The organism is Nonomuraea sp. NPDC050783 (assembly GCF_040802095.1).
In the GTDB taxonomy this organism is placed as follows: domain Bacteria; phylum Actinomycetota; class Actinomycetes; order Streptosporangiales; family Streptosporangiaceae; genus Nonomuraea.
In genome coordinates this window covers 294,437-317,162 of record NZ_JBFAHK010000002.1, presented here as the reverse complement: position 1 = coordinate 317,162, position 22,726 = coordinate 294,437, and the positions used below count along the sequence as shown (strand labels likewise).

Here is a 22,726-nt window from a genome sequence, read left to right as displayed (position 1 = left end):
AATGCGCACTTTTGAACGTTAGCTGACCCTCCTCCCACCCGGCGACCCCTTATCGCCGCTCCGGCATCGGTCGGGCGCCGGGGGTGTCACGGTCGTATCCGCCGGCGTTGAGCTGGGACTCCGCGTCGAAACCGGCAAGCTGTAACAACGACTCCAGCGCCGCCTGGCGGACCTCCTCGACCGAGTCGCCGCGCTCGCCGAAGCACTCGGCCGCCACGTCGAGCAGCGCCGTGACCACCGCGGCGTCGGGATGGGGCACGCGGACGAGCGCGGCCCCTCCGGACCCCTGCCCGCACGCCGCCGGGTCCAGGTGGCGGCTCAGCAGCCGCCTGGCCTCCTCCGCCACAGCGACCCCCAGCACCGCGGCACGCTCGAAACGCTCAGAAGCAATCACGCCACCCTCCCATCGCACACGCGTTCGAGAGAGACGGTAGACCACGCCACCGACAAGAACGCCGCGCCGCCGGAAGATGTGGCTAGGCTCGAACGGTGCCCGAGATGATCATCGATGTCGAGCGGCTCACGGTCGAGCTCGGCGGCAACCCCGTGCTGCGCGGGCTGAGCCTGGCGGTGGACGCCGGCGAGATCGTGGCGGTGGTGGGGCCGAACGGAGCCGGCAAGTCGACCCTGCTGCGCTGCCTGGCCGGGCTGCAACCGGTCACGGACGGCGAGGTGCGGGTGTTCGGCGGCCCGCCGGTCGACGACGCGGCCTTCTGGGGGCGGGTGGCGCTGCTCGGCGACGAACCCGCCTGGTACCCGGGGCTGACGGCACGCGAGCACCTGGAGCTGATGGCGGCCGTGCACGGGCGGCCGCGGCTGGACGTCGAGGCGACGTTGGAGGTGTTCGCCCTGGTGGAGCGGGGTGACGCGGCACCGCTCACCCTGTCCACGGGGCAGCGCCAGCGGCTGTCGCTGGCCGCCGCGCTGCTCAGGCCGAGCACACTGCTGCTGCTCGACGAGCCGGAGCGGGGTCTGGACGCCGGTTTCCGCGGCCGCCTGGCGGAGTTGCTGGGGGCGTACCGGGACGAGGGCGGCACGGTGGTGATGGCCACGCACGACCAGGCACTGGCCGCCTGCGGCCGGCCGGTGTCGCTGTCGGGGGTCACGACGTGAGCGGGGCCGGGAACGCGAGCGGGGCCGAGCACGCGGGCCGGGCCGAGAACGCGGGCCGGAGCGAGCACGCGGGCCGGAGCGAGCGCGCCGACCGGGCCGAGCACGCCGGCGGCGGGGGCGCGGGGAGCGTGCGGGAGGTCCGGGGGTTCCTGCGGGCGCGGAGCCGGGCGCGCTCGACGCCGTTCGACCGGTACGTCACCGGTTTCAGCCTGCTGGTGCTCGCCGCCGTCGCCGGCCAGCCGGTGTCCGAGGTGCTGGCGGGGCTGGCCACAAGCACCGATCCGGCGCGCGCGGGGGCGGGGCTGGCGCTGCTCGCGCTGGGGCTGGCCGCGTTCCTGGCCGCCGCGCGGGCCGCCGGGCCGGTGCTGCTGACGGCGCCGGACGCGTCCTGGCTGCTGCTGTCGCCGCTGGACCGGCGGCGGGTGCTCGGGCGTACCGGATGGGCGCTGCTGGCGGTCGCCGTGGGGGCGGGCGCGGTGCTCGGGCTGGGCCTGCTGGCCGCGCTGGGCGCGCCCGACCAGCTCGTGTGGCGGGCGCTCGGCGCGCTGGCGCTCGGGGTGTCGGCGAGCGTGGGCGCGACGGCGCTGGCGGTGCTGTCGAGGGCGTCCCAGACGTGGCAGGTGTGGCTGGCGGCGGCGGTCGTCACGCTGCTGGTGCTGGCCGTGGTGGCGGTCGGCGGGCAGGCCCGTACGGCGCTGGCCGTCGCCGCGAGCGCTCCCCTGGCCGCCGTGGCGGCCGCCGCCTCGGGCGCGGCGCTGGCCGCCGCCCTCCTGGTACGCCGGGCGTGGGCGGCGCTCGGCCGGATCCCCGCCCGCGAGATCGCCGCGGCCTCCACCCGGGGCGGGCACGTGGCGAACGCGGCCATGGGGGCCGACCCCGGAGTGCTCACCTGGATCGCCGAGGACAACCACTGGCGGGCCAGGAAGCTGCGCTCGCGGAGCTGGCCGTCGTTGCCGGCGCCGCTCGCGCTCGCCTGGCAGGACTGGCGGCGGCTGGCCCGGCGGCCGGGGCGCCTGGCGGTCACGCTGGCCACCGCCGCGCTGCCCGCGGTCCTGGCGGAGGCGGGCGGTACGCCCGGGGTGCTGGCGGCGGCCGTCCTGGCCGGCGGGCTGGCGGTGGCGGCGACCGCGGCGACCGGGGCGCGCCGCGACGCCGACAATCCGGCCCTGGCCCGGCTCGCCGGCGTCGGCCGCCGACCGGCCCTGGCGGCCCGCGCCCTGCTGCCCGCCCTGCTGGCCGCCGCTTGGACGACCGCGTCCCTGACCGGCCTGGCCACCACCTGGACGACCACAACCCTGACCGAACCGGCCGCCGGTGTCCATGTCGCGGCGGGTCCGGCCGTCTGGTGGCCGTTCGGGCTGGCGATGGCGCCGGCGCTGGCGGCCGGGGCGTTGCGGATGGCGCGGCGCAGCCCCGTCGATCACTCCCTGCCCGTCATCGACCTCGGCGCCGGGGGGATCCCCCTCGGCCCCCTGCTCTGGGCGGTCACCGGCCTGGACCTGGCGGTGGCCGGCTGCCTGCCCGCCCTCGTCGCGCTGGCCTCGGCGCCCGCGCACCCCGGTGGGCACCTGGCGGCCCAGGCCGTCGCGGGGGCCGCGGTGCTGGCGGGTTACGTCCTGCGCTCGGGCAGGGGCGCCGGTCAGGCGACGTAGACGTAGCTGGGCACGCCCCCGTACGGGATGGCCCGGTCCCTGCGCATGCCCGCGCGTTCGGCGACCCGCAGCGACGGCGCGTTGACGTCCCTGATCACCGCCACGACCGTGCCGATGCGGCGGCCGACCAGCAGCGCCGCCCTGGCCAGCTCGACGGCGTAGCCGTGGCCCCACGCGGAGGGGTGGAACCGGTAGTACAGGTTGAGGACCTCGGCGCCGTCCACGACGGCGTGGCGGAGGCCGCCGAAGCCGAGGACCTCCGGCCGCTCCAGCGGCCGGGCCGCCCAGTAGCCGAGCCCGCGTTCGTCCCAGTCGGCGAGCCACAGGTCCAGCATCGCCCGGCTGGACTCCAGGTCCGGGGAGGGGCCGGCGGGGTTGTACACGCTCGTACGCGGATCGGAGTGGAGCTCGTGCACGGCCGGCAGGTCGTCGGCTGTGACGCGAGATAGCACCATCCGCGCCGTTTGCACCACTTCCATGCTTTCAGCGTAGCCTCTACGATCGAAGGGCGATCGCTACCGATCGGAGGGCGATGACGATGGACATCCCGAGGCTCCAGAGCGCGTTGCGGACCATCGCGCGCGGCCTGGAGGAGCTGGCGGGCGCGCTCGGCGAGCAGCGGGAGGCGAGCGAGGACGAGCGCACCGCGAGCGTCGTCCGCGCGTGGGGGCGGCGCGGGCTCACCCAGAAGGAGGCGTCCGAGTTGTTCCAGCGGCACGGGTTCGCCCCGCAGACCACCGGCGGATGGGCGCGCGGCGAGTGGCTGGAGCTCGGCGACGACGGCCTGCGCTACCTCACCGCGAAGGCGCGGGCCTGGCTGGAGGGCCGGGCGCCGCGCTCTCCGGCCTGACGCGGCCTACTTCTTGGGCTTGTCGGAGCTGGAGTCGGTGGACAGCGCGGCGACGAAGGCCTCCTGCGGCACCTCGACGCGGCCGACCATCTTCATCCGCTTCTTGCCTTCCTTCTGCTTCTCCAGCAGCTTGCGCTTACGCGAGATGTCACCGCCGTAGCACTTGGCCAGGACGTCCTTGCGGATGGCGCGGATGTTCTCGCGGGCGATGACCCGCGCGCCGATGGCGGCCTGGATCGGCACCTCGAACTGCTGCCGCGGGATCAGCTCGCGCAGCTTCTTGGCCATGTCCACGCCGTAGGTGTAGGCCTTGTCCTTGTGGACGATCGCGCTGAAGGCGTCGACCGGCTCGCCCTGCAGCAGGATGTCGACCTTGACCAGGTCGGCCTCCTGCTCGCCGGCCGGCTCGTAGTCGAGCGAGGCGTAGCCGCGGGTGCGGGACTTGAGCTGGTCGAAGAAGTCGAAGATGATCTCGCCGAGCGGCAGCGTGTAGCGGATCTCGACGCGGTCCTCGGACAGGTAGTCCATGCCGAGGAGCTGGCCGCGCCGCCCCTGGCAGATCTCCATGATCGCGCCGATGAACTCGGACGGGGCCAGGATCGTGGACTTGGTGACCGGCTCGTGCACCGAGGCGATCTTGCCGCCGGACGGAAACTCCGACGGGTTGGTGACCGTGAGCTCCTTGCCGTCCTCCATGACCACCCGGTAGACCACGTTGGGGGCGGTGGAGATGAGCGACAGGCCGAACTCGCGCTCCAGCCGCTCGCGCACGATCTCCATGTGCAGCAGCCCGAGGAAGCCGACGCGGAAGCCGAACCCGAGCGCGGCCGAGGTCTCCGGCTCGTAGACCAGCGCGGCGTCGTTGAGCTGGAGCTTGTCCAGCGCCTCGCGCAGCTCAGGGTACTCGTCGCCGTCGATGGGGTAGAGGCCGGAGAACACCATCGGCTTGGGGTGCTCGTAGCCGGCCAGCATCTCCTGGGCGGGCTTGGCGGCGGAGGTGACGGTGTCGCCGACGCGCGACTGGCGGACGTCCTTGACGCCGGTGATGAGGTAGCCCACCTCGCCGACGCCGAGACCCAGGTCGGCGGGCTTGGGCTCGGGCGAGATGACGCCGATCTCCAGCGTCTCGTGGGTGGCGCTGGTGGACATCATGAGGATGCGCTCGCGCTTGCCGAGGTGGCCGTCCACGACGCGGACGTAGGTGACCACGCCCCGGTACGTGTCGTACACGGAGTCGAAGATCAGCGCCCGCGCGGCGGAGTCGGCCACGCCCACCGGCGCTGGGACCGTCTCGACCACGTGGTCGAGCAGCTCGCGTACGCCCTCGCCGGTCTTGCCGGAGACCTTGAGCACGTCGGACGGGTCGCAGCCGATCAGCCCCGCCAGCTCCTCGGCGAACTTCTCCGGCTGCGCGGCGGGCAGGTCGATCTTGTTGAGGACCGGGATGATGTGCAGGTCGGCGTTCATGGCCAGGTAGAGGTTGGCCAGCGTCTGCGCCTCGATGCCCTGGGCGGCGTCGACCAGCAGGATCGCGCCCTCGCACGCCTGGAGCGACCGCGAGACCTCGTAGGTGAAGTCGACGTGGCCCGGCGTGTCGATCATGTTGAGCACGTGGCCGTTCCACGGCAGGCGGACGGCCTGCGACTTGATGGTGATGCCGCGCTCGCGCTCGATGTCCATCCGGTCGAGGTATTGGGCGCGCATGGAGCGGTCGTCGACCACGCCGGTGATCTGCAGCATCCGGTCGGCAAGGGTCGACTTGCCGTGGTCGATGTGCGCGATGATGCAGAAGTTGCGGATCAACGCGGGGTCGGTCTGGCCAGGCTGAGTGCGCACCGAAGTCCGTTTCAACAGGGTTGAGGTCAAGCAGTCTTCTATGGTGACATGCCCAGGTGATTGCCCGGGCCGTCATCCGCCGTGGCCTGCGCCTGCTCGCGCTGGCCCTGGCCGTCGTCGTCGCGCTGGTCGGCCTGCTCGCCGCCGCGCTCCGACTCCAGTTTACCGGTGCCCCGAAGGCGTGGGCGAAGAGCACGGGAAACGACGCCCTGTGGCTGGGCCATATGTGGGTGGACGGCCGCCGTACCGAGAAGGACGTCGAGCGGCTGGCGGACCGGCTGCGCGCGACGGGGATCAAGGACGTGTACGTCCATTCCGGTCCTTTCGACGAGGACGGCCGCCTCGACCCCGCCAAATACCCCAACGCCCGAAATTTCGTGCAATGGATGCATAAGAAGCTGCCGGCCGTCCGCGTCTCCGCCTGGCTCGGCCAGTCCGTCGAGAACGCCCTCGACCTCGACGACCCGGCCTCCCGCGCCAACGTCCTGGCCGGCGTCGCCGCCGTCATGGAGCAGGGCTATGACGGCGTCCACTACAACTTCGAGCCCGTCGGCGACGGCGACGGCCAATTCCTCGACCTGCTGGAACGCACCCGCCGGCACACCCGCCTGCTGTCCACCTCGACGCCCCAGATCGAGCCGTACCCGGGCCTGCGCCTGCTCGCCCGGGGCGCCCTCGGCCACGACAAGTACTGGTCGCCGGGGTACTTCCGGCAGGTCGCCGCCCGCGTGGACCAGGTCGCCGTCATGACCTACGACTCCGGGACCCCCACCGGCTCCCTCTACGGCGGCCACGCGGCCCGCCAGGCCGGGCTGGCCCTGGACCTGGTCCCGGAGGGCAAGTTCCTGCTCATCGGCGCCCCCGCGTACCACGACCACGGGCTGCCCTGGCTGGACGCGGCCGAGAGCGTGGCGACGGCCGCCGAGGGCGCCCGCCTGGCGGTGTCCGGCCACGGCCCGCGCGAGCGCTTCGGCCTCGCCCTGTACGTGGACTTCGCCGCCACCGAGGAGGACTGGCGCGAGTACATGACCGGCTGGGTGGACGTACACTCATAGAAGTCCATTCGCCCAGGCTGTTGATTTGAGCAGCCGCCTGGGTTATTGGTAATCTGTTCAACTGCGTGTGTGGCGCGCCCTCTCTCGAGCCCGCGCGCCCCATCCATCACTCAGACTTTCACCGAGGCTTCTTCGTGGCGAACATCAAGTCCCAGGTCAAGCGCAACAAGCAGAACGAGAAGGCTCGTCTGCGCAACAAGGCGGTCAAGTCCTCCCTGAAGACGGCCGTCCGCAAGTTCCGCGAGGCCGCCGAGCAGGGCGACGTCGAGCAGGCGGCCGCGCTGCAGCGGGTGGCCGCCCGCCAGCTGGACAAGGCCGTCAGCAAGGGCGTCATCCACAAGAACCAGGCCGCCAACCGCAAGTCGGCGATCGCCAAGCAGGCCGCCGCCCTGGCCGCCAAGTAACGCGCCAGGCGACACCCGGCATCACGGACGCCGCTCCCTCAGGGGGCGGCGTTCTTTTTTTGTGGTTTTGTCACGATTTCGATATCACACGCCCGTATCGGGTCCGTCACCGTTGCCGTGATCACCTTGCTTGCGTTCGTCCCTCTCCCGGAAAGTGCACTCAACGAGCGAAGGGGGACGGATGCGGGGGCCGTTGGTCGTCAAGAGGGCGTTCAGCGAGCCGTTGCTCCTGCTGGCCGCGTTCGGGGCGATCCTGCTGGCCACCACCACGCTGGTGGCGCTGACCATGTACGCCTTCTCCATCGCCGACGCGGGCGTGCGCCGGACGATGGAGACCGCCTCCTTCCGCCAGACCGCCGCGACCATCAGCACCCCCGTCACCGCCGAGACCTTCCCCCGCTACGACCGGGCGGTCCGCGACGAGCTGGCCCGCGCCTACACCGCGCCGCCGGCGATCACCACGAGCTTCCGCTCCGACTCCTACGTCATGCCCGGCCAGGACGGCGAGCCGCAGCCCGAGCTGCTCAGGTTCGGCAGCCACGACGGGCTCGAACGGCATGCCAGGCTCGTGTCGGGAAGCTGGCCGCGCCCCGGCGAGTCCCCGGTCGAGGCGGCGGTCTCGCTGCCCGCGGCCTCGGCGGGCGGGTTCGAGGTCGGCCGCGAGTTCACCACGAAAGGCCGCCTCGACCCGCGGCCGGTCACCGTGCGCGTCGTCGGCGTCTTCCAGCTCAACGACCCCTCCGGCGAGCGCTGGGCGAACGAGCAGCTCCTCAGCCGGGGCGTCGAGCGCGGCGAGTTCACCACGTACGGGCCGCTCATGATCCCCCGGGAGACCTTCCTCTCCCGCTTCGCCACCAGCGTCAACGCCACCTGGACCGCCGAGCCCGACCTCGGCGCGCTCACCCCGGAGCGGCTGCGCCCGCTCGCGGCGGCCGTCGGCGGGGTCGGCGAGCGGCTCAAGGAGGGCGGCTGCGCCACCTGCGAGGCGGCGAGCGGGCTGCCGGAGATCCTGGTCCAGCTCGACACCGCGTCGCTGGTGGCGCGCTCCACCATGCTCATCCCGGTGCTGCAACTGCTGCTGCTGGCCGCCTACGCGCTGATGCTCACCGCCCGGCTGCTGGCCGAGCACCGCCGCATGGAGGTGGCGCTGCTGCGCTCGCGCGGCGCGGGCACCGCCCGGCTGGCCGCGCCGGCCGCCGGCGAGGCGCTGCTGGTCGCCCTCCCGTGCGCGCTGGTCGCGCCGTTCCTCGGGCCGCCGCTGCTGGCACTGGTCGGCGAGCTGCCGTGGATCCGCTCCACCGGCGTGCGCCTGGCCCCGGTGGCCGACCTGGGAGCGTTCCTGGTCTCCTCCGGCGTGGCGCTGGCCGCCGCCGTGCTGCTGGCCCTGCCGTCACTGGCCGGAGCGCGGCGCACCTACGTCGAAGAGCAGGCGGCGCGCGGGCGCGGCGGCGGACGCGGGCTGATGGAGCGGGCCGGCGCCGACCTGGCGCTGCTCGTGGTGGCCGGCCTGGCGATCTGGCAGCTACGCCGCTACGGCGCGCCGGTCACCGCGACGGCCGGTGGCGGGCTCGGCGTCGATCCGCTCATCGTCTCCGGGCCCGCGCTGGCCCTGCTCACCGGCGGCCTGCTGGGGCTGCGGCTGGTGCCGCGCGTGTCGCGGCTGGCCGAGCGGATCACCTCGGGACGGCGCGCGCTGGCCCCCGCGCTCGGCGCCTGGCAGGTGAGCCGGCGGCCGCTCCGGTACGCGGGCCCCGCGCTGCTGCTCACGATGGCGGTCGCGATCGGCGTCCTGTCCATGTCCACCGCGGCCACCTGGCGGGCCTCGCAGCTCGACCAGGCCCGCCACCAGGCCGGGGCGGACCTGAGGCTGTCCGGGCCGCCCGACGGGCCGGAGCTGGGCGCGCTCGGGCGGGGCACGGCGTTCACCGCGCTGCCCGGCGTCACCGCGTACTCCCCCGCCTTCCGGGGGCAGGTCGATGTCAGCGGCGAGAGCGCGTTGCTGCTCGCCCTGGACGCGGCCCGCCTCGGCGAGCTGTTCCACCTGCGCCCCGACCTGTCGGAGCAGCCGGTCGCGGAGCTGTCCAGAGCACTGTCCGCCTCCCGCCCGGACGGGACGGCGGGGTCCGGGACGGCGGGAACCGGGACGGCGGGAACCGAGGGGCGCCGGAGCGGCGTGGTGCTGCCCGGCGAGCCGGGCACGCTGACCGTCCGGGCCGAGGCGGAGGGGGCGGTGCCGGCCCGGCTGGTGTTGTCCGACGCGCTCGGCGTGTGGCGGGACCTGCCGCTCGGCACGTTGCGCGCCGGCGCCAACCGGGTGGACCTCGACCTGCGGGCCCTGGCCGGGCGGTCCGGGAAGATCACCTATCCGCTGACGCTGCGCGGGCTGATCGCGGGCGCGTCGCGCGAGGACGCGGCGGTGAGGGTGACCGGGGTGAGCGCGGACGGCCGCGACGTGCCCGTCCCCGCGCTGTCGCTGACCGCGACCGACCGACCGGCCGCCGCGACGTTCGCCCCGGCCCCCGGCACAGGCCCCGGTGCGGGGGGCGGCACGGGAACCGGCACGGCATCCGGGGCGGCATCCGGGGCGGCATCCGGGGCGGCGTCCGGGGCGGCGTCAAGGGCGGGATCCGCGCTGGGGCCGTTGCCCGTCGTGCTCACCGCCGACCTCGCCGCCACCCTCAAGCTCGCCCCCGGGCAGACCGGGCCGGCCGGCATCGACCGGCGGGTGCTCCAGGTCAAGGTGGTAGGCGTGGTGGACGGCATGCCGACGGCCGCCGCCGGGCAGCAGGCGCTGCTGGCGGACTGGGGGACGCTGCAGGCGTACGAGCTGGCCGCCGCCCAGCCGCCCCGGCCCGCCACCGAGTGGTGGCTGGCCGCCGCCGACCCCGCGCCCGCCCGCGCCGCGCTGCGCGAGCGGCCCGCCTGGGACGTCACCGTGGTGGACCAGCGGGAGCTGACCGCGACCCTGCGCGACGACCCGCTCGCCAGCGGCCTGCAGGGCGCGCTGATGCTGGGCTTCGGGGCGGCGCTGGTGTTCGCGACGCTCGGGTTCCTGGTGAACGCGGCCGTCGCGGCGCGCGAGCGCAGGGCCGAGTTCGCCGTGCTGCGGGCGCTCGGCACCAGCTCGCGGCAGGTGCTCGGGCTGCTGCTGGTGGAGCAGGCGTTCGTGGTCGGGCTGTCGCTGGCGGCCGGGACCGGGCTCGCCGTGGCGGTCGGCGCGCTGGTGGTACCGCACATCGTGCTGACCGGGCAGGCCTCGGCCGTGACGCCCGGCGTGCTGCTGGAGATCCCGTGGGCGGCCACGGCCCTGATGCTGGCGCTGGTGGCCGCCGTGCTGTTCGCGATCGTCGCCGGGCTGGCGCGGAACCTGCGGCGCGGGCAGATCTTGGAGGACCGGTGAGGATCCCGCTGCCGGCCCGGGTGCACGCGGGCACCCTGGCCGTGCTCTTCGTACTGACCGCGCTGGCCTGCCTGCTGGTCTCCGGGCTGCCGCGGGCCACGCAGGCGTCCTTCGACCGCGCGTTGCAACGGGCGCTGGACTCGGCGCCCGCCGTGCAGTCCGACCTGACCGTGGCGGGCGAGACCCGCTCCCCCCGCGAGGACCTGCACGACCGGGCCGCCTTCGAGGAGCGCGAGCGGCGCTGGCGGGCGCTGCTGCCCGCCGCGCTGCGCCCCCTGGTCACCGGCGCCGGGCACATGAGCGCCAAGACCAGCCTCACGCCCGTGACCGGGACCGGCGGGCAGACCTACATCAACCTCGGCTGGCTCTCCGACGCCGGGCGGCGCGTGGAATGGGTGGCGGGCCGCGAGCCGGGCGCGCCGTCCGCCATGCGCTTCCGCGGGCAGACGATCCCGCTGTTCGAGGTGGGCGTCGTCGAGGAGGCCCTGGGCGAGATGAGCCTGCGCGTCGGCCAGGTCAGGATGCTGGGCGAGAGCGACTTCGCCGCCGTCAGGATCACCGGCGTCTTCCGCGCCAAGGACCCCACTGACCGCGCCTGGGCCCACGACCAGGACATCCTGCACGTCACCCGGCTGCTGCCGCCCGGCAAGCTGGACTTCGAGTTCCACACCACGACCCTCATGTCGGACGCGGGCCTGGCCGCGCTCAGCGGCGGGGCCCGCAACCTGACCTACCGCTGGGTGCTGCCCCTGGACGGGCGGGCCGCGAGCGCGCTGGCGCTGCCCGGCGTGAACGCCGGGATCGCCGAGTTCAGCCGCCTGCTCACGCTCCAGGCCACCACCTCCGCCCCCTACCGGCTGGAGACCGGGCTGCCCAAGCTGCTCGGCGACTTCGACGCGGCGCTGGCCACCGCGCGGACCGTCATGTACCTGGTGCTCGCCGGGCTGCTCGCGGTCGCGCTCGGCGTGATCGTGCTCGGCGTGCGGCTGCTGACCGACCGTACCGACCAGGCACTCGCGCTGGCCCGGGCGCGCGGCGGTTCGTTGTGGCAGGTGGCCGGGGCGGGGGCGGCGCTCACCGCGGCGGCGATCGGCCCGGCCGCGCTGGCCGGGTACGCGCTGGCCTGGCTCGTCCCCGGGCCCGCGCTGCCGGTCGCGCACCTCGGGCCGGCGTTCGTCCTGGTCGCGGGGGTCGGGTTCGCGGCGGCGCGGGTCGCGCTCGCGCACCGGGCGCCGCTGCGCGAGCGGCGCGACGACGTGGCCGCCGCCCGGCCCTCCGCCCGGCGGATCACGGTGGAGGTGCTGGTCGTGGTGCTCGCGCTGGCGGGGGCGTACCTGCTGCGGGCCCGCGGGTTGTCGGCGGGGGCCGGGCAGGACCCGTTCCTGCTGCTGGTGCCGATCGCGCTGACCCTGGCGGCGGCGCTGGTCACGATGCGCTGCTACCCGTACCCGCTGCGGCTGCTCGTGCGGCTGACCGCGCGCGGCCGGGCCGCCGTGCCGTTCCTGGGGCTCACCCGGGCGGCGCGGGCCCGCGCGGCGGGCGGGCTGCCGGTGCTGATCCTGCTGCCCGCGCTGAGCGTGTCCGTCTTCGCGGCGGTGATCTCGGACGGGATCGCCGGGACGCAGCGGCTCGCGTCCTGGCAGCGGGTGGGCGCGCCCATCAAGATCACTTCAACCGTCGAGATCCCGGCCGCGACGATCGACCGGGTACGCGCCACGCCCGGGGTCGAGCAGGTGGTGACCGCCCAGACCGGACGGGTGCAGCTCGGCTACGCCAGCGAGAGCGCCGAGGCCGTCGCCGTGGACGTCGCGCAGTGGCGGCGGCTGCTCGACGGGGCGCCCGTCGGCCTGCCCGCGCTGCCCGGCGGCACGTCGGCGCTGGTCTCGCCCGAGCTGCGGGGCCGGGGGACGCTCGACATCGGCTGGCAGTCGCGGGTCAAGGTGACCGTCCGGGGAGTGATCGACTCGGTGCCCGGGTTCCGCTCCGGCGGGAAGTTCCTCGTCCTGCCGCTGAGCGTGCTGACCCGGCCCGCCGTCAACACGCTGCTGGTCAAGGGCGACGTCGCGCCCGCCGTGCTGGCCCGGCTGGTCCCGTCGGCCACCGTCGAGACCCAGGAGGGGGCGCTGGCCGCCATCCGGGACGATCCGCTCACCGGCGCGGTACGCGCGACGCTGGTCGTGGTGACCGTGGCGCTGGGGTTCTACGCGCTGGTGGCGGTGGTCCTGTCGCTGGTCGTGGGGGCCGCCGACCGGGCCGCGGCGGTGTCGTTCCTGCGTACGCTGGGGCTGTCGGACCGGCAGGCGCGGCGGCTCACCGTGCTGGAGGTGCTGCCGATGGTGCTGGTGACGGCGCTGGCCGGGTTCGGGCTGGGGCTCGGGCTGCCGGCCGCGCTCGGGCCCGGCGTCGACCTGTCCTCGTACGCCGGCGATCTGCCCGTCGGCGACTACTCGCCCGACCTGCTCACGCCGGCGGCGCTGGCGGCCGGGCTGGCCGTGGTCGCGGTGCTCGGCGCGTACGCGCACACCGCGCTCAACCGGCGGCGCAGCCTGAGCGCCGCGCTGCGTGCCGGGGAGCTGTCATGAGGAGCCCCGCCCGTCCCCTGCCCGAGGAGTCCGGATGAATCCCACCCTGTCCGAGCTGGAGGCCAAGGCCACGCGCGAGAAGGCGGCCTTCGGCGGTGACGCGCACATCGTCTGCGACAATCTCGTCCGCATCTACAAGACCGAGGGCGTCGAGGTCGTCGCCCTGCAGGGGCTCGACCTCGTGATCGACAAGGGCGAGCTGGTCGCCATCGTCGGCGCCTCGGGGTCGGGCAAGTCCACGCTGCTCAACGTGCTGTCCGGCCTGGACGTGCCCACCGCCGGGGTGGCCCGGGTGGCGGGCATGGACCTGCTGTCCATGAGCCCCAAGGACCGGCTGCGCTACCGGCGGTCGGTGGTCGGGTTCATCTGGCAACAGACGGCGCGCAACCTGCTGCCCTACCTGAACGCGCGCGAGAACGTCGAGCTGCCCATGAAGCTGGCCGGCGCGCCGCGCAAGGAGCGCGGGCGGGCTCTGGAGCTGCTGGAGCTGCTGGGCGTGGCCGATTGCGCCGACCGCAAGATTCCCGAAATGTCGGGCGGCGAGCAGCAGCGCGTCGCCATCGCGGTCGCCCTGGCCAACTCCCCCCAGCTCATCCTGGCCGACGAGCCGACCGGCGAGCTCGACAGCGAGACCTCGGAACAGGTCTTCGAGGCGCTGCGCACCGCCAACCGGCAGCTCGGCGTGACCGTCGTCATCGTCACCCACGACCCGCTGGTGGCGCAGCAGGTGGACCGCACGGTCGGCATCCGCGACGGGCGGACCAGCAGCGAGACGCTGCGCCGCGAGGGCGCCGAGGGCGAGATCGTCGCCGAGGAGTACGCCGTGCTCGACCGCGTGGGGCGCCTGCAACTTCCGCGTGACTTCATGAACGCCCTGAACATGGAGCGCCGGGTACGGCTGGAGCTCGAATCCGACCACATCGGCGTATGGCCCGCCCGGGAGGAGCCCTCCGATGAGCAACCCTGACCACTGCCCGGCCCCCCGACCCGGCGACGACGACGGCGACCGGCTGTCATCGCCGGCCGGTGTCAGCAGCCGGACAGCCGCACGAGGAGAGGAGCCCGGCGATGAGCGATGAGCCCCTGGTCGTGGTGGAGGGCCTGCGCAAGGTCTACCGGACCGGCCCGAAGGAGGTCGTCGCGCTGCGGGACGTGTCGTTCTCCGTCCGCCCCGGCGAGCTGGTCGCCGTCCGTGGCCGCTCCGGCTCCGGCAAGACCACCCTCCTCAACCAGATCGGCGGCCTGGACCGGCCGGACGCGGGCCGCGTGCTGGTGTCCGGCCAGGACGTCACGGCGATGTCCGAGGACGCGCTGCTGGAGCTGCGCCGGGACGTGATCGGCTTCGTGTTCCAGTCGTTCGGCCTGATCCCCGTCCTGTCGGCCGCCGAGAACGTCGGGGTGCCGATGCGGCTGGTCCGCATGCCGGCCGACGAGCGCGAGGCCCGCGTCCGGATGCTGCTCGCGCTGGTGGGCCTGGAGCAGCACGCCAACCAGCGCCCGTTCGAGCTGTCCGGCGGCCAGCGCCAGCGCGTGGCGATCGCCCGCTCCCTGGCCAACCGGCCGCGCCTCCTGGTGGCCGACGAGCCGACGGGCCAGCTCGACTCGCAGACGGGCCGCCAGATCATGGAACTGCTGCGGGCCCTCGTCCGCAGCGAGGGCGTCACGGCCCTGGTCGCCACCCACGACCCCAGCCTGATCACGCTCGCCGACCGCGTCCTGGAGATCAGCGACGGCGCCGTCCACGACGCCACCCTGCCCTCCCCGACCTGACCCAGCCCACCCCCACCGACCTCACGTCGGCTGGGACGGCCTGAGGCCGGGCCACGAGACCCACACCCGGGTGTTGTCCCAAGAGGTGGACATGACCGGGCCGGCGACCGTGGATCCACGTTCGAGGAATGCACCCTCAGGGGCGCGCGCTTCGACGTCTCCACCCATACGGACGTCCGTTTCCCTCAACTGCACCTTCCGCCGGTGCACGTTCTCCGGCGCCACGTTCACCGGCTGCGAGCTGACGGGCGGCATGTTCGGCGGCTGCGGCTGCCGCCCTCCGAAGGTCGAGGGCGGCGACCGATCCTTCGTCGGCCAGCCGGGCGCCGACCTGCGGGACAGCGCCTTCACCGGGGTCCGGATGCCACCTGCGCGGCAGGGACCTGAGCGCGCTCGACTCGCATGTGACCACCTTCACCCACGAACAGCCGCCGTTCCGGCGCTTCATCCCACGGGCGACCACCGCTCCCGATCCTCGCTCGGCCAGGCGCCGTGGTTTTCCGCGGACCTTCGGTAAACCGTTCGCCGCTCCCAGGTTGTAGTCATCGTCAGGGACGATCGAGACGGAGATGGTGGATGGACGACGGTTTCGCCGAATATGTGGCGCAACGCCATTTGCGGCTGTGCCGGATGGCGTACCTCCTCGCCCGGGACTGGGGCACGGCCGAGGATCTGGTGCAGTCCGCGCTGGCCAAGGCATGGGTCGCCTGGCGGCGGATCGAGGGCAACCCCGATCCGTACGTCTACCGGATCATCGTGAACACCCATGCGTCCTGGTGGCGCAGGCGCTGGCGCGGGGAGGTTCCGGCGGAAAGCCTGCCCGACAGGGCCGATCCGCGCGACCGGGCCGGCGAGGTGGACGAGCAGGACGCTTTGTGGAGCGCGATCGGCACGCTGTCCTCACGCCAGCGCGCGGTGATCGTTCTGCACTACTTCGAGGGACGGACGCTCACCCAGGTCGCCGACATCGTCGGCTGCTCGTTGGGCGCGGTGAAGAGCCAGCTCAGCCGGGCTCTCACCCGCCTTCGGGTCGACCCGGACATTCAGACGATGCAGGTAGAAAGGGCTCAGCGATGACGTACAGCACGAGCGACCTGGAACGGCTGCTGAACGAACGTGGCGAGGCACGGGCGGGCGGCGGGCCCACCGCTCATCTCGACATCATCATCCGGCGGGGGCGCCGCATCCGCCGTACGCGGCGGGCGATGGTGGCCGGGGGCGCGCTGGCCGTCGCCGTCGTCGCCGCCGGGCTGGTGAACGCCCTGCCGGCCGGAGCGCCCCGGCTGGACAGGTCGGCGGTGGCCCAGTCTCCCGCGGACTCGGCCCAGATCAAGCCCGCCGCGAAGCTTCCCGGAAGCTTCCACGTGGTGATGGGGAACAAGAACTTCTCCCTGCCCCTCCTGCACTCCGAGCGCTTCACGACCACGGGCGCCGTCAGGACGGTGACGTTCACCCCGGCCAGCTACTACACCGGGTACATGGTGGTCTGTGATGATCCCCGGGCGTGGGTGGTCATACAGGGCAAGCTCAAGGGCGGCGAAGCGGGGGGAACCTCCGGGCGGTGCGCCCCCCTGGGCGGCGGGCATCACGACAAGTCGTCCGCGCCCGCCGACTGGCTGAAGCGCCCGCAGTCGGTGAAGGTCTGGGTCTTCCCCGCCGACGCCCCCGTCCGGGAGGTGGCGCAAGCCGTCGCCGGCTGCCCTCTCACTCGGAAGTCCAAGGAGTGTGACGACGAAGCCGCCGCCCACGCTCTCATGCGTCCCGAAGTGCGCGAACGCCTTTCCTCCGAGGTCGGCGAACGGCCGGGCGGCTGGACCGTCGGGGTCTACGACCGCCCGTCCCCGGCTTCCTCGGCGGGTTCATGAGGGTTTCGGCCGCGAGCACGCCTCGGCCATGATCTCCGGCAGGGCAGCGAAGCCGATGACGGTCACCTGCCCGTGCGGCTCGCCACGACGACCTGGACCGTGTGCTCCAGCGCGTACGCCGGGTCGGCCCCGCCGCCCTTGACCTGCTCGTCGGCCTCGGCGACCGCCTGGATCGCTCGCGAGAGCCCCTCCGGCCCCCACCCGTTGAGCTGCCGCTTCACGCGGTCCACCTTCCAGGGCGGCATGCCGAGCTGACCGGCCAGCTGCCCGCCCCGTACGTTACGCGGCGCACCGGCCACCTTGGCCAGCGAACGCAAGCCACCCGCGAGCGCGCTCACCAGCAGCACCGGCGCCACTCCGGTGGCGAGCGCCCACCGCAGTTGCTCCAGGGCCTCGGCCAGCCGCCCCTCGATGGCGGAGTCGGCGACGTTGAACCCGCTGACCTCCGCCCGCCCCTTGTGATAGCGCGCCACGGAGGCCACGCCGATGGTCCTGTCGTCGGTGTCGAACACGAGCTGACTGCACGCGGCCGCCAGCTCCCGCAGATCGTTGCCCACGGCGTCGAGCAGCGCCTGCGCCGCGTCCGGTGCGATCCCCCGCCCGGCCCGCTTGAACTCCCTCTTGATGAAGTCGAGCCGCTCGCCCGCCTTGGTGATCTTGTCGATGGTGATCACTGCGGCCTTGGCCTTCTTCACCCCGTCGACCAGGGCCTTCCCCTTGACCCCGCCCGGATGCGCCAGCACCAGCACGGTGTCGTCGGACGGCTTCTTGGCGTACGTCACGATCTCGGTGATGACGTCCTTGGCCAGATCCTGCGCCGACCTGATCACCACCACCGAACGGTCGCCGAACAACGACGGCGAGGTCAGCTGGGTCAGCTCCCCGGTCGTCACCTTGCTCCCGACGAGATCGTGCACCTCGACGCTCGGGTCGGCGTCCCGAGCCGCCGCGACGACGCCGCTCACGGCCCGCTCGGCCAGCAGCTCCTCGTCGCCGAGGACCAGGGTCACAGGTGCTGGATCGGTTCCCGCCATGCCTGGCAGCATGCCATGCGCCACCGGCAAGGTGGTACTCGGACTCCCCCGCCACCGAGGACGGTCAACGCGGATGAGCGGACGATCCGCAGGCATCGGCCGTCAACGGGACCGAGGCGAAGCCAAGGCAGGGTCAAGGCGGGTCAAGGCGGGGTCCCCTCCGGCCTGCTCGCGCGGACGAACGGCGGGACGAACACGCCACGACAGGGCTGGGCCACCGGTAGCCGCCTTCGTCGCCCTGTCGCCCCATCACCCCGTCACCCATCACCCCGTCACCCATCACCCCGTCACCCATCACCCCGTCACCCGTCGCCCCGTCACCCCATCGTCCTGTCACTCCGTGCCATCACCATCGCCCTCGGTATCGGCGCCCATGCCAACCTCTGCGCTCGCGCCCGCGTCAACGCCGGAGTCGGAGTCGGAGTCGGAGTCGGAGCCGGAACCGGAACCGCGAGCCACCACCGCCAGTCCCCCGTCGTGCTCCACCACGGCCAGATCCCCCGACCGGTCGGTGCGGTAGGACGTCACGCCAAGACTCCTCAGGAGAGCGAGCGTGGACGGCGCCGGATGGCCGTAGTCGTTGCCGGCACCCACGCTGATCAGTGCGGCCCGTGCCCGGAGCGAGGCCAGGAAGGCCGGCGACTGCCGAGGCGATCCGTGATGCGGTGTCTTGATGATGTCGGCCTGAACGGGAAAGCGCCGCAGCAGCTCGTCCTGTGCCTCGATCTCCAGGTCGCCGCCGAAGAGCATCGATCCCGCCCGCCATCGCACGTACAGGACCACGCTCGAATTGTTGATCACGCTGCCCTCCCCCTGCCCGCGCATCCCGGTCCCGCCCGGTTCGGGTGCGATCACGGTCACCTCCGACGGCCCGAACCGCCACCGGCTTCCCGGCACCGCGCCCCACTCCGGTACGCGGCGCCGCGCCAGGTCGGCCGAGAGGTACGCGCTCATCCGCGGGTTCGTCCGCTGAGGGCTGACGAGTACCGCGCCGACCCGCCGCTCCCTGAGGACTCCTGGCAGGCCGTTCACGTGGTCGGCATGGGGATGGGTGAGAACGAGCAGCGGTATGTCGTCGATGCCGAGCCTTCGCAGGCATTTGTCCATGACGAGGGGATCGGGTCCGGCGTCCACCACGACGCCCCTCCGCGCGCCGGCCGCGATGACCATGCCGTCCCCTTGTCCCACGTCACACATGACCATGAGCCAGCCCTTCGGCGGCCACGGCCCCACCAGAGGCCGGACGATCAGCACGGACACCAGCGCCGCCGCCGCGACCGTCAACGCCCACGCCCGCCAGGCCCGGCGCCTGGAGACGGCCACCGCGACCACCGCAGTGACCGCCAGGAGGGCGAGCCCCGCGAGCCCGCCCGGCCACGGCACCGTGGCGAAGGGCAGATCGACGGCCCAGCCCGCGACCACGATGATCCAGCCCACGGCGTACCCGGCCGGGACGACCAGCAGCGCGGCGGCATCCGGCCAGAGCGGCGCGATGAGCGCCGCCCCGAACCCCAGCAGGGTCGCCGGGGCCACGGCGGGAGCGACGAGCAGGTTGGCGAGCAGCGCCACGGGCGTCACCTGGCCCGACATCAGCACGAGGACAGGCGTCACGGCCACCTGTGCCGCCGCCGGCACCGCCACCGCCTCGGCCAGCCAGCGAGGCAGGAGAAGACGGCGACCGCGCGCGATCGGCCGCCCACGCGCTCCCGCCTCTCCTCCAAGGCACGTTCCGCCGCCCCTGCCGCCATCGCCCCTCCCTACGGCGTCTCTGCCACCATCGCCCCTCCCCGCGCCGCCCCTCCCCTCGTCCTCCTTGGCGTCGTGGTCGGCGGCGTCGTCCTGGGCGGGGTTCCTGCTGCCGTTCCGGGTGGTGTCCTTGTCTTTCGCGTTCGACCAGCGGTCGCACCAGCGTGGGGCGAGGAGGAGGATTCCGGCCGTGGCCGCGACCGAAAGAGCGAACCCGTAGGAGCGGGCCAGCTGGGGAGCGAACAGCGTCAGCAGCAGCACAGTCGCCGAAAGCGCCGCCAGGCCGTCCTTCGCACGCCCCGTGGCCAGGGCGACGCAGGCCGCCAGGCCCATGAGCAACGCGCGCAGGACACTCGGCGACGGGCGGGCCACCACGGCGAAGCCGAGCATCGCGAGGGCGGCGAACCCGGCCCTCATGGGGAGGGACAGGCCGACCAGCCGGGAGAGGGCGAGCGCCGCGCCGGCGACGATGGCGAGGTTGGCGCCGCTGACCGCGTTCAGGTGGCTCAGGCCGGTCTCTTTGAGGTCGGATGACACCTGAGGGTCCATGCGGGAGACGTCACCCACCACCAGTCCGGGGAGGAGACCCCGTTGGTCGGGAGGCAGAGTGGCGGCGGCGCTCCGCAGGCCGGAACGCAGGCTGCCCGCCACCGTCTGGAGGGGCGATGGGCGGGTCAGGACGCGCGGTGGGCCGCGGACGAGGAGGACGGCCGCCACGAGGTCGCCCGGGGTCGGTCGCGCGAGGCGGCCGGTGACCTCCACCTGCTGGCTGGGGAGCAGCGTGCTCCAGTCACCCCCGTCGGCGAAGACGGTGACGGGGACGTCAACGGCCAGCCTGCCGCTCGGGGCCGAGGGTGTCTGGAGGATGCTCAGTGTGGCCGGTACGACATAGCTGTCCTGGCGGTGCTGCTGGGCTCTGCGTCTCGGGTCGTCGTCGATCGTCATCCGGGCCGTGACGGAGGCGTTGCGGGACGCCAGGCCGGCCACCGGCCCCGTGGTGAGCGCGTGTACCCGGAGAGCGACCGAGGCCGAGGCCGCTGCTACGGAGATCAGGGTGGCGATGACGGTGTTGCGCCATGCGCAGGCTCCGGCAGGGGTGCCGGTGCGGGGGGAGGAAGCGGGGAGGCGGGTGTGCCAGGCGAATCCGGAGGCGGCCAGGAGGGCGCCTGCTGTGATGATCATGCCGAGGGTGGCGGAGCAGGTCAGGAGGGTCAAGGTGCCGGCCCAGGTGGCCAGGGCGGGCAGCATGAGGGGCCAGGCGTGCCGCGGTTCGAGCCCGCTGTCCGCCTCGTGCGCGCCACCGGATTCGTGCGCGCCACCGGGCTCGTGGGCGGCGGTGGAGGCGTACGTGCCGGTGGAAGCGGCTGTGTTCGTGGGCATGTCAGATGCGGACCTTCGGCTTGATCTCCTCGTACTTGCGAGGGCCGATGCCGGAGACCTCGCGTAGCTGCTCGACGCTGGTGAAGCCGCCGTGGGTGTCGCGGAACTCGGCGATGCGGGCGGCCAGGACCTCTCCGACGCCGGGGAGTTGTTCGAGCTGGCCGGTGGTGGCGGTGTTCAGGTCGAGGACGGTGTCGGCCGGGCCCGGGGCGGGGACGCCGAGGGCGGTGCGGGGAGCGCCGACGACGATCTGCTCGCCGTCGATCAGGCGCCTGGCGAGGTTGAGGGACTGCGTGGCGGCGCTGCGGGAGGCACCGCCGGCCGCGGTCACCGCGTCCGCCACCCTGCTTCCTGCCGGGAGGAGGTAGACGCCTGGTTCGTGGACCTTGCCCGTGACGTGCACGGTGACCTTCGCGGTGGCGGTGGCCGCGGTGACGGGCGCCGAAGGTGCGGTCGGAGCGGGTGGCGGCAGGGGTTGCGGGGTGGGCTGTGATCGCCAGACGAGACAGGCGGCGACAGCGACCGCGAGGGCCCCGACCGCGAGCAGCACGCGCAGGCCCGGCCTTCCGGGGTCGAGCGCGGGCGCTTGCGCGGCCAGTGCGGCGCGGAACGCCTGGAAGGAAGGCGGGACCGGAATCGGGGTGACCTGTCGGCGCGGTGCCGGAGAGAGCCTGCGGTCATCCGCGGACGGGCCCTCGTCCGGCGAGAACGGGAGCAAGGGCGGCAGCGGGAGATCGTCGTCCTCGTACGGCGGTGGCACGAGGACGGCTGTCGGATCGGGTGGCGGGGAAGGGGCGAGGCCGTCGCCGTGGTGGAGGTGGGCGGAGGGCGTGCGGTGCTCGGCGATTTCCTGGCCTTGCGAGGTCAGGGCTGCGATGTGCCGCAGGGCGTGGCGCCTGCTCTCGCCCGATGGACGCCGGTAGGGGAAGAGACGGCGGGCGTGGCGGGGAGGGCTGATGATCGACCGTAGCCGGGACTCGGCTATGGCGCGTTCGGCGGCCGGATCGGAGGTTCGCACCCGAGAGAAGGTAGGGCCGTGACGGGCGCGGCGCGGGGCCGAGCGGCGTTCTGTGGATAACGGCGGGCAGGCGTGGCAAGCAGAGCAGGCGCGCGGGCAGGTCAGGAACGGCGCGTAGGTCCGGACTCGGGATCGGCTCCGGACTCGGGATCGGGTTCAGACTCGGAATCGGGTTCGGACTCGGAATCGGGTTCGGGGGTGTGCGGGGTGATGGTGAGACCCAGTGCTCCCGGGCCGACGTGTACGCCGATCACCGCGCCGACCTCCACCACCCGCAGGTCCGCCAGGGCGGGAAGCCGTTTCTCCAGGCGTTCCGCGAGGGCTTCTGCGCGAGGGCGGGCCGACAGGTGCTGGACGGCGAGGCTCACGGGCCGGTCGCCGGCCGCTTCCACGGCCAGGTCCTCCAGGCGGGCTATCGCGCGGGTGGCGGTGCGGACCTTCTCCAGGAGCGAGATCCGGCCGTCCACGATGTGGAGGAGGGGCTTGACCATGAGGGCGGTGCCGAGGAGGCGGGCGGCGGCGCCTATCCGGCCGCTGCGGCGCAGGTGGTCGAGGGTGTCGACGGAGAAGAACGTACGCGTGGACGTGGCGCACCGGCGGGCGGCCGACGCCACGGCCTCCGGAGGGGCGCCGGCCGTGGCGGCGCGGGCGGCGGCCAGGACCGGGTAGCCGAGTCCCATCGCTATCGAGCGGCTGTCGATCACCTCGACGGGAATGGGGGCGTCGCGGGCGGCGGCTCGGGCGGAGTCGATGGTGCCCGACATCTCGGCTGACAGGTGGATCGAGACCACGGCGGACGCACCGGACTCGGCGAGGGAGGCATAACAGGCGGCGAAACGGGCCGGGGAAGGCCGGGAGGTGGTGGCCGCCAGCGAGGGACCGGCGGGAGGTGGAGGTTCCTCGTACGGCGTGCCGTCCACGATCACCGTCACCGGCACCACCGTCACCCTCTCAACCCCGGCCAGGCAGGCGGTCGAATCCGTGACGACGGCGACGCGCGGCGGGGTTGGCATGGCCCGAG

The 22,726-nt window shown here is 73.6% G+C and carries 19 protein-coding genes; 12 read left to right on the top strand and 7 right to left on the bottom strand.

What is annotated here, in order from left to right; all coding sequences use genetic code 11:
* Window positions 1-49: 49 nt before the first annotated feature.
* Window positions 50-394, bottom strand: coding sequence for a hypothetical protein (locus AB0H75_RS06345; protein WP_367791305.1), 345 nt, complete (start codon window positions 392-394; stop codon window positions 50-52).
* 104 nt (window positions 395-498) lie between these two features.
* Between AB0H75_RS06345 and AB0H75_RS06340 the strand changes: the two genes are divergently transcribed.
* On the top strand, window positions 499-1,113 hold the full coding sequence (locus AB0H75_RS06340; protein WP_367792363.1) for an ATP-binding cassette domain-containing protein: 615 nt from the start codon (window positions 499-501) through the stop codon (window positions 1,111-1,113).
* On the top strand, window positions 1,110-2,765 hold the full coding sequence (locus tag AB0H75_RS06335) for a DUF6297 family protein (RefSeq protein ID WP_367791302.1): 1,656 nt from the start codon (window positions 1,110-1,112) through the stop codon (window positions 2,763-2,765). Before AB0H75_RS06340 ends, AB0H75_RS06335 begins: the two co-directional genes overlap by 4 nt.
* On the opposite strand, the gene AB0H75_RS06330 is transcribed toward AB0H75_RS06335, so the two are convergent.
* Window positions 2,753-3,244: a GNAT family N-acetyltransferase gene (locus AB0H75_RS06330; RefSeq protein WP_367791299.1), complete on the bottom strand. Its 492-nt coding sequence runs from the start codon at window positions 3,242-3,244 to the stop codon at window positions 2,753-2,755. The two genes, AB0H75_RS06335 and AB0H75_RS06330, sit on opposite strands and share 13 nt — an antisense overlap.
* Before the next feature lie 59 nt (window positions 3,245-3,303).
* On the opposite strand from AB0H75_RS06330, the gene AB0H75_RS06325 reads away from it, so the two are divergent.
* Window positions 3,304-3,615, top strand: a complete 312-nt coding sequence (locus AB0H75_RS06325) for a hypothetical protein (protein ID WP_367791296.1) — start codon at window positions 3,304-3,306, stop codon at window positions 3,613-3,615.
* A gap of 6 nt (window positions 3,616-3,621) precedes the next feature.
* On the opposite strand, the gene lepA is transcribed toward AB0H75_RS06325, so the two are convergent.
* On the bottom strand, window positions 3,622-5,451 hold the full coding sequence (gene lepA, locus AB0H75_RS06320; protein ID WP_367791293.1) for a translation elongation factor 4: 1,830 nt from the start codon (window positions 5,449-5,451) through the stop codon (window positions 3,622-3,624).
* A gap of 56 nt (window positions 5,452-5,507) precedes the next feature.
* On the opposite strand from lepA, the gene AB0H75_RS06315 reads away from it, so the two are divergent.
* The 9 genes from AB0H75_RS06315 to AB0H75_RS06275 all read left to right on the top strand — a co-directional run bounded on the left by AB0H75_RS06315 (window position 5,508) and on the right by AB0H75_RS06275 (window position 16,527).
* Window positions 5,508-6,506, top strand: a complete 999-nt coding sequence (locus AB0H75_RS06315; protein WP_367791290.1) for a hypothetical protein — start codon at window positions 5,508-5,510, stop codon at window positions 6,504-6,506.
* Between the two features lie 134 nt (window positions 6,507-6,640).
* Window positions 6,641-6,910, top strand: coding sequence for a 30S ribosomal protein S20 (rpsT, locus tag AB0H75_RS06310; protein WP_367791287.1), 270 nt, complete (start codon window positions 6,641-6,643; stop codon window positions 6,908-6,910).
* Window positions 6,911-7,091: 181 nt separating this feature from the next.
* A complete protein-coding gene (locus AB0H75_RS06305; RefSeq protein ID WP_367791284.1) occupies window positions 7,092-10,310 on the top strand; it encodes an FtsX-like permease family protein in 3,219 nt (1,072 codons plus the stop codon).
* Entirely contained in the window at window positions 10,307-12,892 is a 2,586-nt protein-coding gene (locus AB0H75_RS06300) for an FtsX-like permease family protein (protein ID WP_367791281.1), read from the top strand. The genes AB0H75_RS06305 and AB0H75_RS06300 overlap by 4 nt, the downstream gene beginning before the upstream one ends.
* 34 nt (window positions 12,893-12,926) lie before the next feature.
* Window positions 12,927-13,859 (top strand): ABC transporter ATP-binding protein, encoded by a 933-nt coding sequence (locus tag AB0H75_RS06295; protein ID WP_367791278.1) that lies wholly within the window; start codon window positions 12,927-12,929, stop codon window positions 13,857-13,859.
* A 101-nt stretch (window positions 13,860-13,960) separates the two neighbouring features.
* Window positions 13,961-14,662, top strand: a complete 702-nt coding sequence (locus AB0H75_RS06290; RefSeq protein ID WP_367791275.1) for an ABC transporter ATP-binding protein — start codon at window positions 13,961-13,963, stop codon at window positions 14,660-14,662.
* 91 nt (window positions 14,663-14,753) lie between these two features.
* On the top strand, window positions 14,754-15,179 hold the full coding sequence (locus AB0H75_RS06285; protein WP_367791272.1) for a pentapeptide repeat-containing protein: 426 nt from the start codon (window positions 14,754-14,756) through the stop codon (window positions 15,177-15,179).
* A 59-nt stretch (window positions 15,180-15,238) separates the two neighbouring features.
* Window positions 15,239-15,739 (top strand): SigE family RNA polymerase sigma factor, encoded by a 501-nt coding sequence (locus tag AB0H75_RS06280; protein ID WP_367791269.1) that lies wholly within the window; start codon window positions 15,239-15,241, stop codon window positions 15,737-15,739.
* The gene (locus AB0H75_RS06275) at window positions 15,736-16,527 is read left to right on the top strand and encodes a hypothetical protein (protein WP_367791266.1); all 792 of its coding nucleotides are present in this window, start codon (window positions 15,736-15,738) and stop codon (window positions 16,525-16,527) included. The genes AB0H75_RS06280 and AB0H75_RS06275 overlap by 4 nt, the downstream gene beginning before the upstream one ends.
* A gap of 62 nt (window positions 16,528-16,589) precedes the next feature.
* Here AB0H75_RS06275 and holA read toward each other — a convergent pair whose 3' ends face one another.
* The 4 genes from holA to AB0H75_RS06255 form a co-directional block, all read right to left on the bottom strand.
* Complete coding sequence (gene holA, locus AB0H75_RS06270; RefSeq protein ID WP_367791263.1) at window positions 16,590-17,561, bottom strand: DNA polymerase III subunit delta; 972 nt, start codon at window positions 17,559-17,561, stop codon at window positions 16,590-16,592.
* Window positions 17,562-17,894: 333 nt separating this feature from the next.
* Complete coding sequence (locus AB0H75_RS06265) at window positions 17,895-20,687, bottom strand: ComEC/Rec2 family competence protein (protein ID WP_367791260.1); 2,793 nt, start codon at window positions 20,685-20,687, stop codon at window positions 17,895-17,897.
* A gap of 1 nt (window position 20,688) precedes the next feature.
* A complete protein-coding gene (locus AB0H75_RS06260) occupies window positions 20,689-21,705 on the bottom strand; it encodes a ComEA family DNA-binding protein (protein WP_367791257.1) in 1,017 nt (338 codons plus the stop codon).
* Window positions 21,706-21,806: 101 nt separating this feature from the next.
* Window positions 21,807-22,718, bottom strand: a complete 912-nt coding sequence (locus AB0H75_RS06255) for a DegV family protein (protein ID WP_367791253.1) — start codon at window positions 22,716-22,718, stop codon at window positions 21,807-21,809.
* Window positions 22,719-22,726: the final 8 nt, after the last annotated feature.

Coding starts and splice junctions, on each gene's coding strand:
- AB0H75_RS06340 (WP_367792363.1), top strand. CDS start 499: ATGATCATCGATGTCGAGCGGCTCACGGTCGAGCTCGGCGGCAACCCC.
- AB0H75_RS06330 (WP_367791299.1), bottom strand. CDS start 3,244: ATGGAAGTGGTGCAAACGGCGCGGATGGTGCTATCTCGCGTCACAGCC.
- AB0H75_RS06325 (WP_367791296.1), top strand. CDS start 3,304: ATGGACATCCCGAGGCTCCAGAGCGCGTTGCGGACCATCGCGCGCGGC.
- AB0H75_RS06305 (WP_367791284.1), top strand. CDS start 7,092: ATGCGGGGGCCGTTGGTCGTCAAGAGGGCGTTCAGCGAGCCGTTGCTC.
- AB0H75_RS06295 (WP_367791278.1), top strand. CDS start 12,927: ATGAATCCCACCCTGTCCGAGCTGGAGGCCAAGGCCACGCGCGAGAAG.
- AB0H75_RS06290 (WP_367791275.1), top strand. CDS start 13,961: ATGAGCGATGAGCCCCTGGTCGTGGTGGAGGGCCTGCGCAAGGTCTAC.
- AB0H75_RS06285 (WP_367791272.1), top strand. CDS start 14,754: ATGACCGGGCCGGCGACCGTGGATCCACGTTCGAGGAATGCACCCTCA.
- AB0H75_RS06280 (WP_367791269.1), top strand. CDS start 15,239: ATGGACGACGGTTTCGCCGAATATGTGGCGCAACGCCATTTGCGGCTG.
- AB0H75_RS06275 (WP_367791266.1), top strand. CDS start 15,736: ATGACGTACAGCACGAGCGACCTGGAACGGCTGCTGAACGAACGTGGC.
- holA (WP_367791263.1), bottom strand. CDS start 17,561: ATGGCGGGAACCGATCCAGCACCTGTGACCCTGGTCCTCGGCGACGAG.
- AB0H75_RS06265 (WP_367791260.1), bottom strand. CDS start 20,687: ATGCCCACGAACACAGCCGCTTCCACCGGCACGTACGCCTCCACCGCC.
- AB0H75_RS06255 (WP_367791253.1), bottom strand. CDS start 22,718: ATGCCAACCCCGCCGCGCGTCGCCGTCGTCACGGATTCGACCGCCTGC.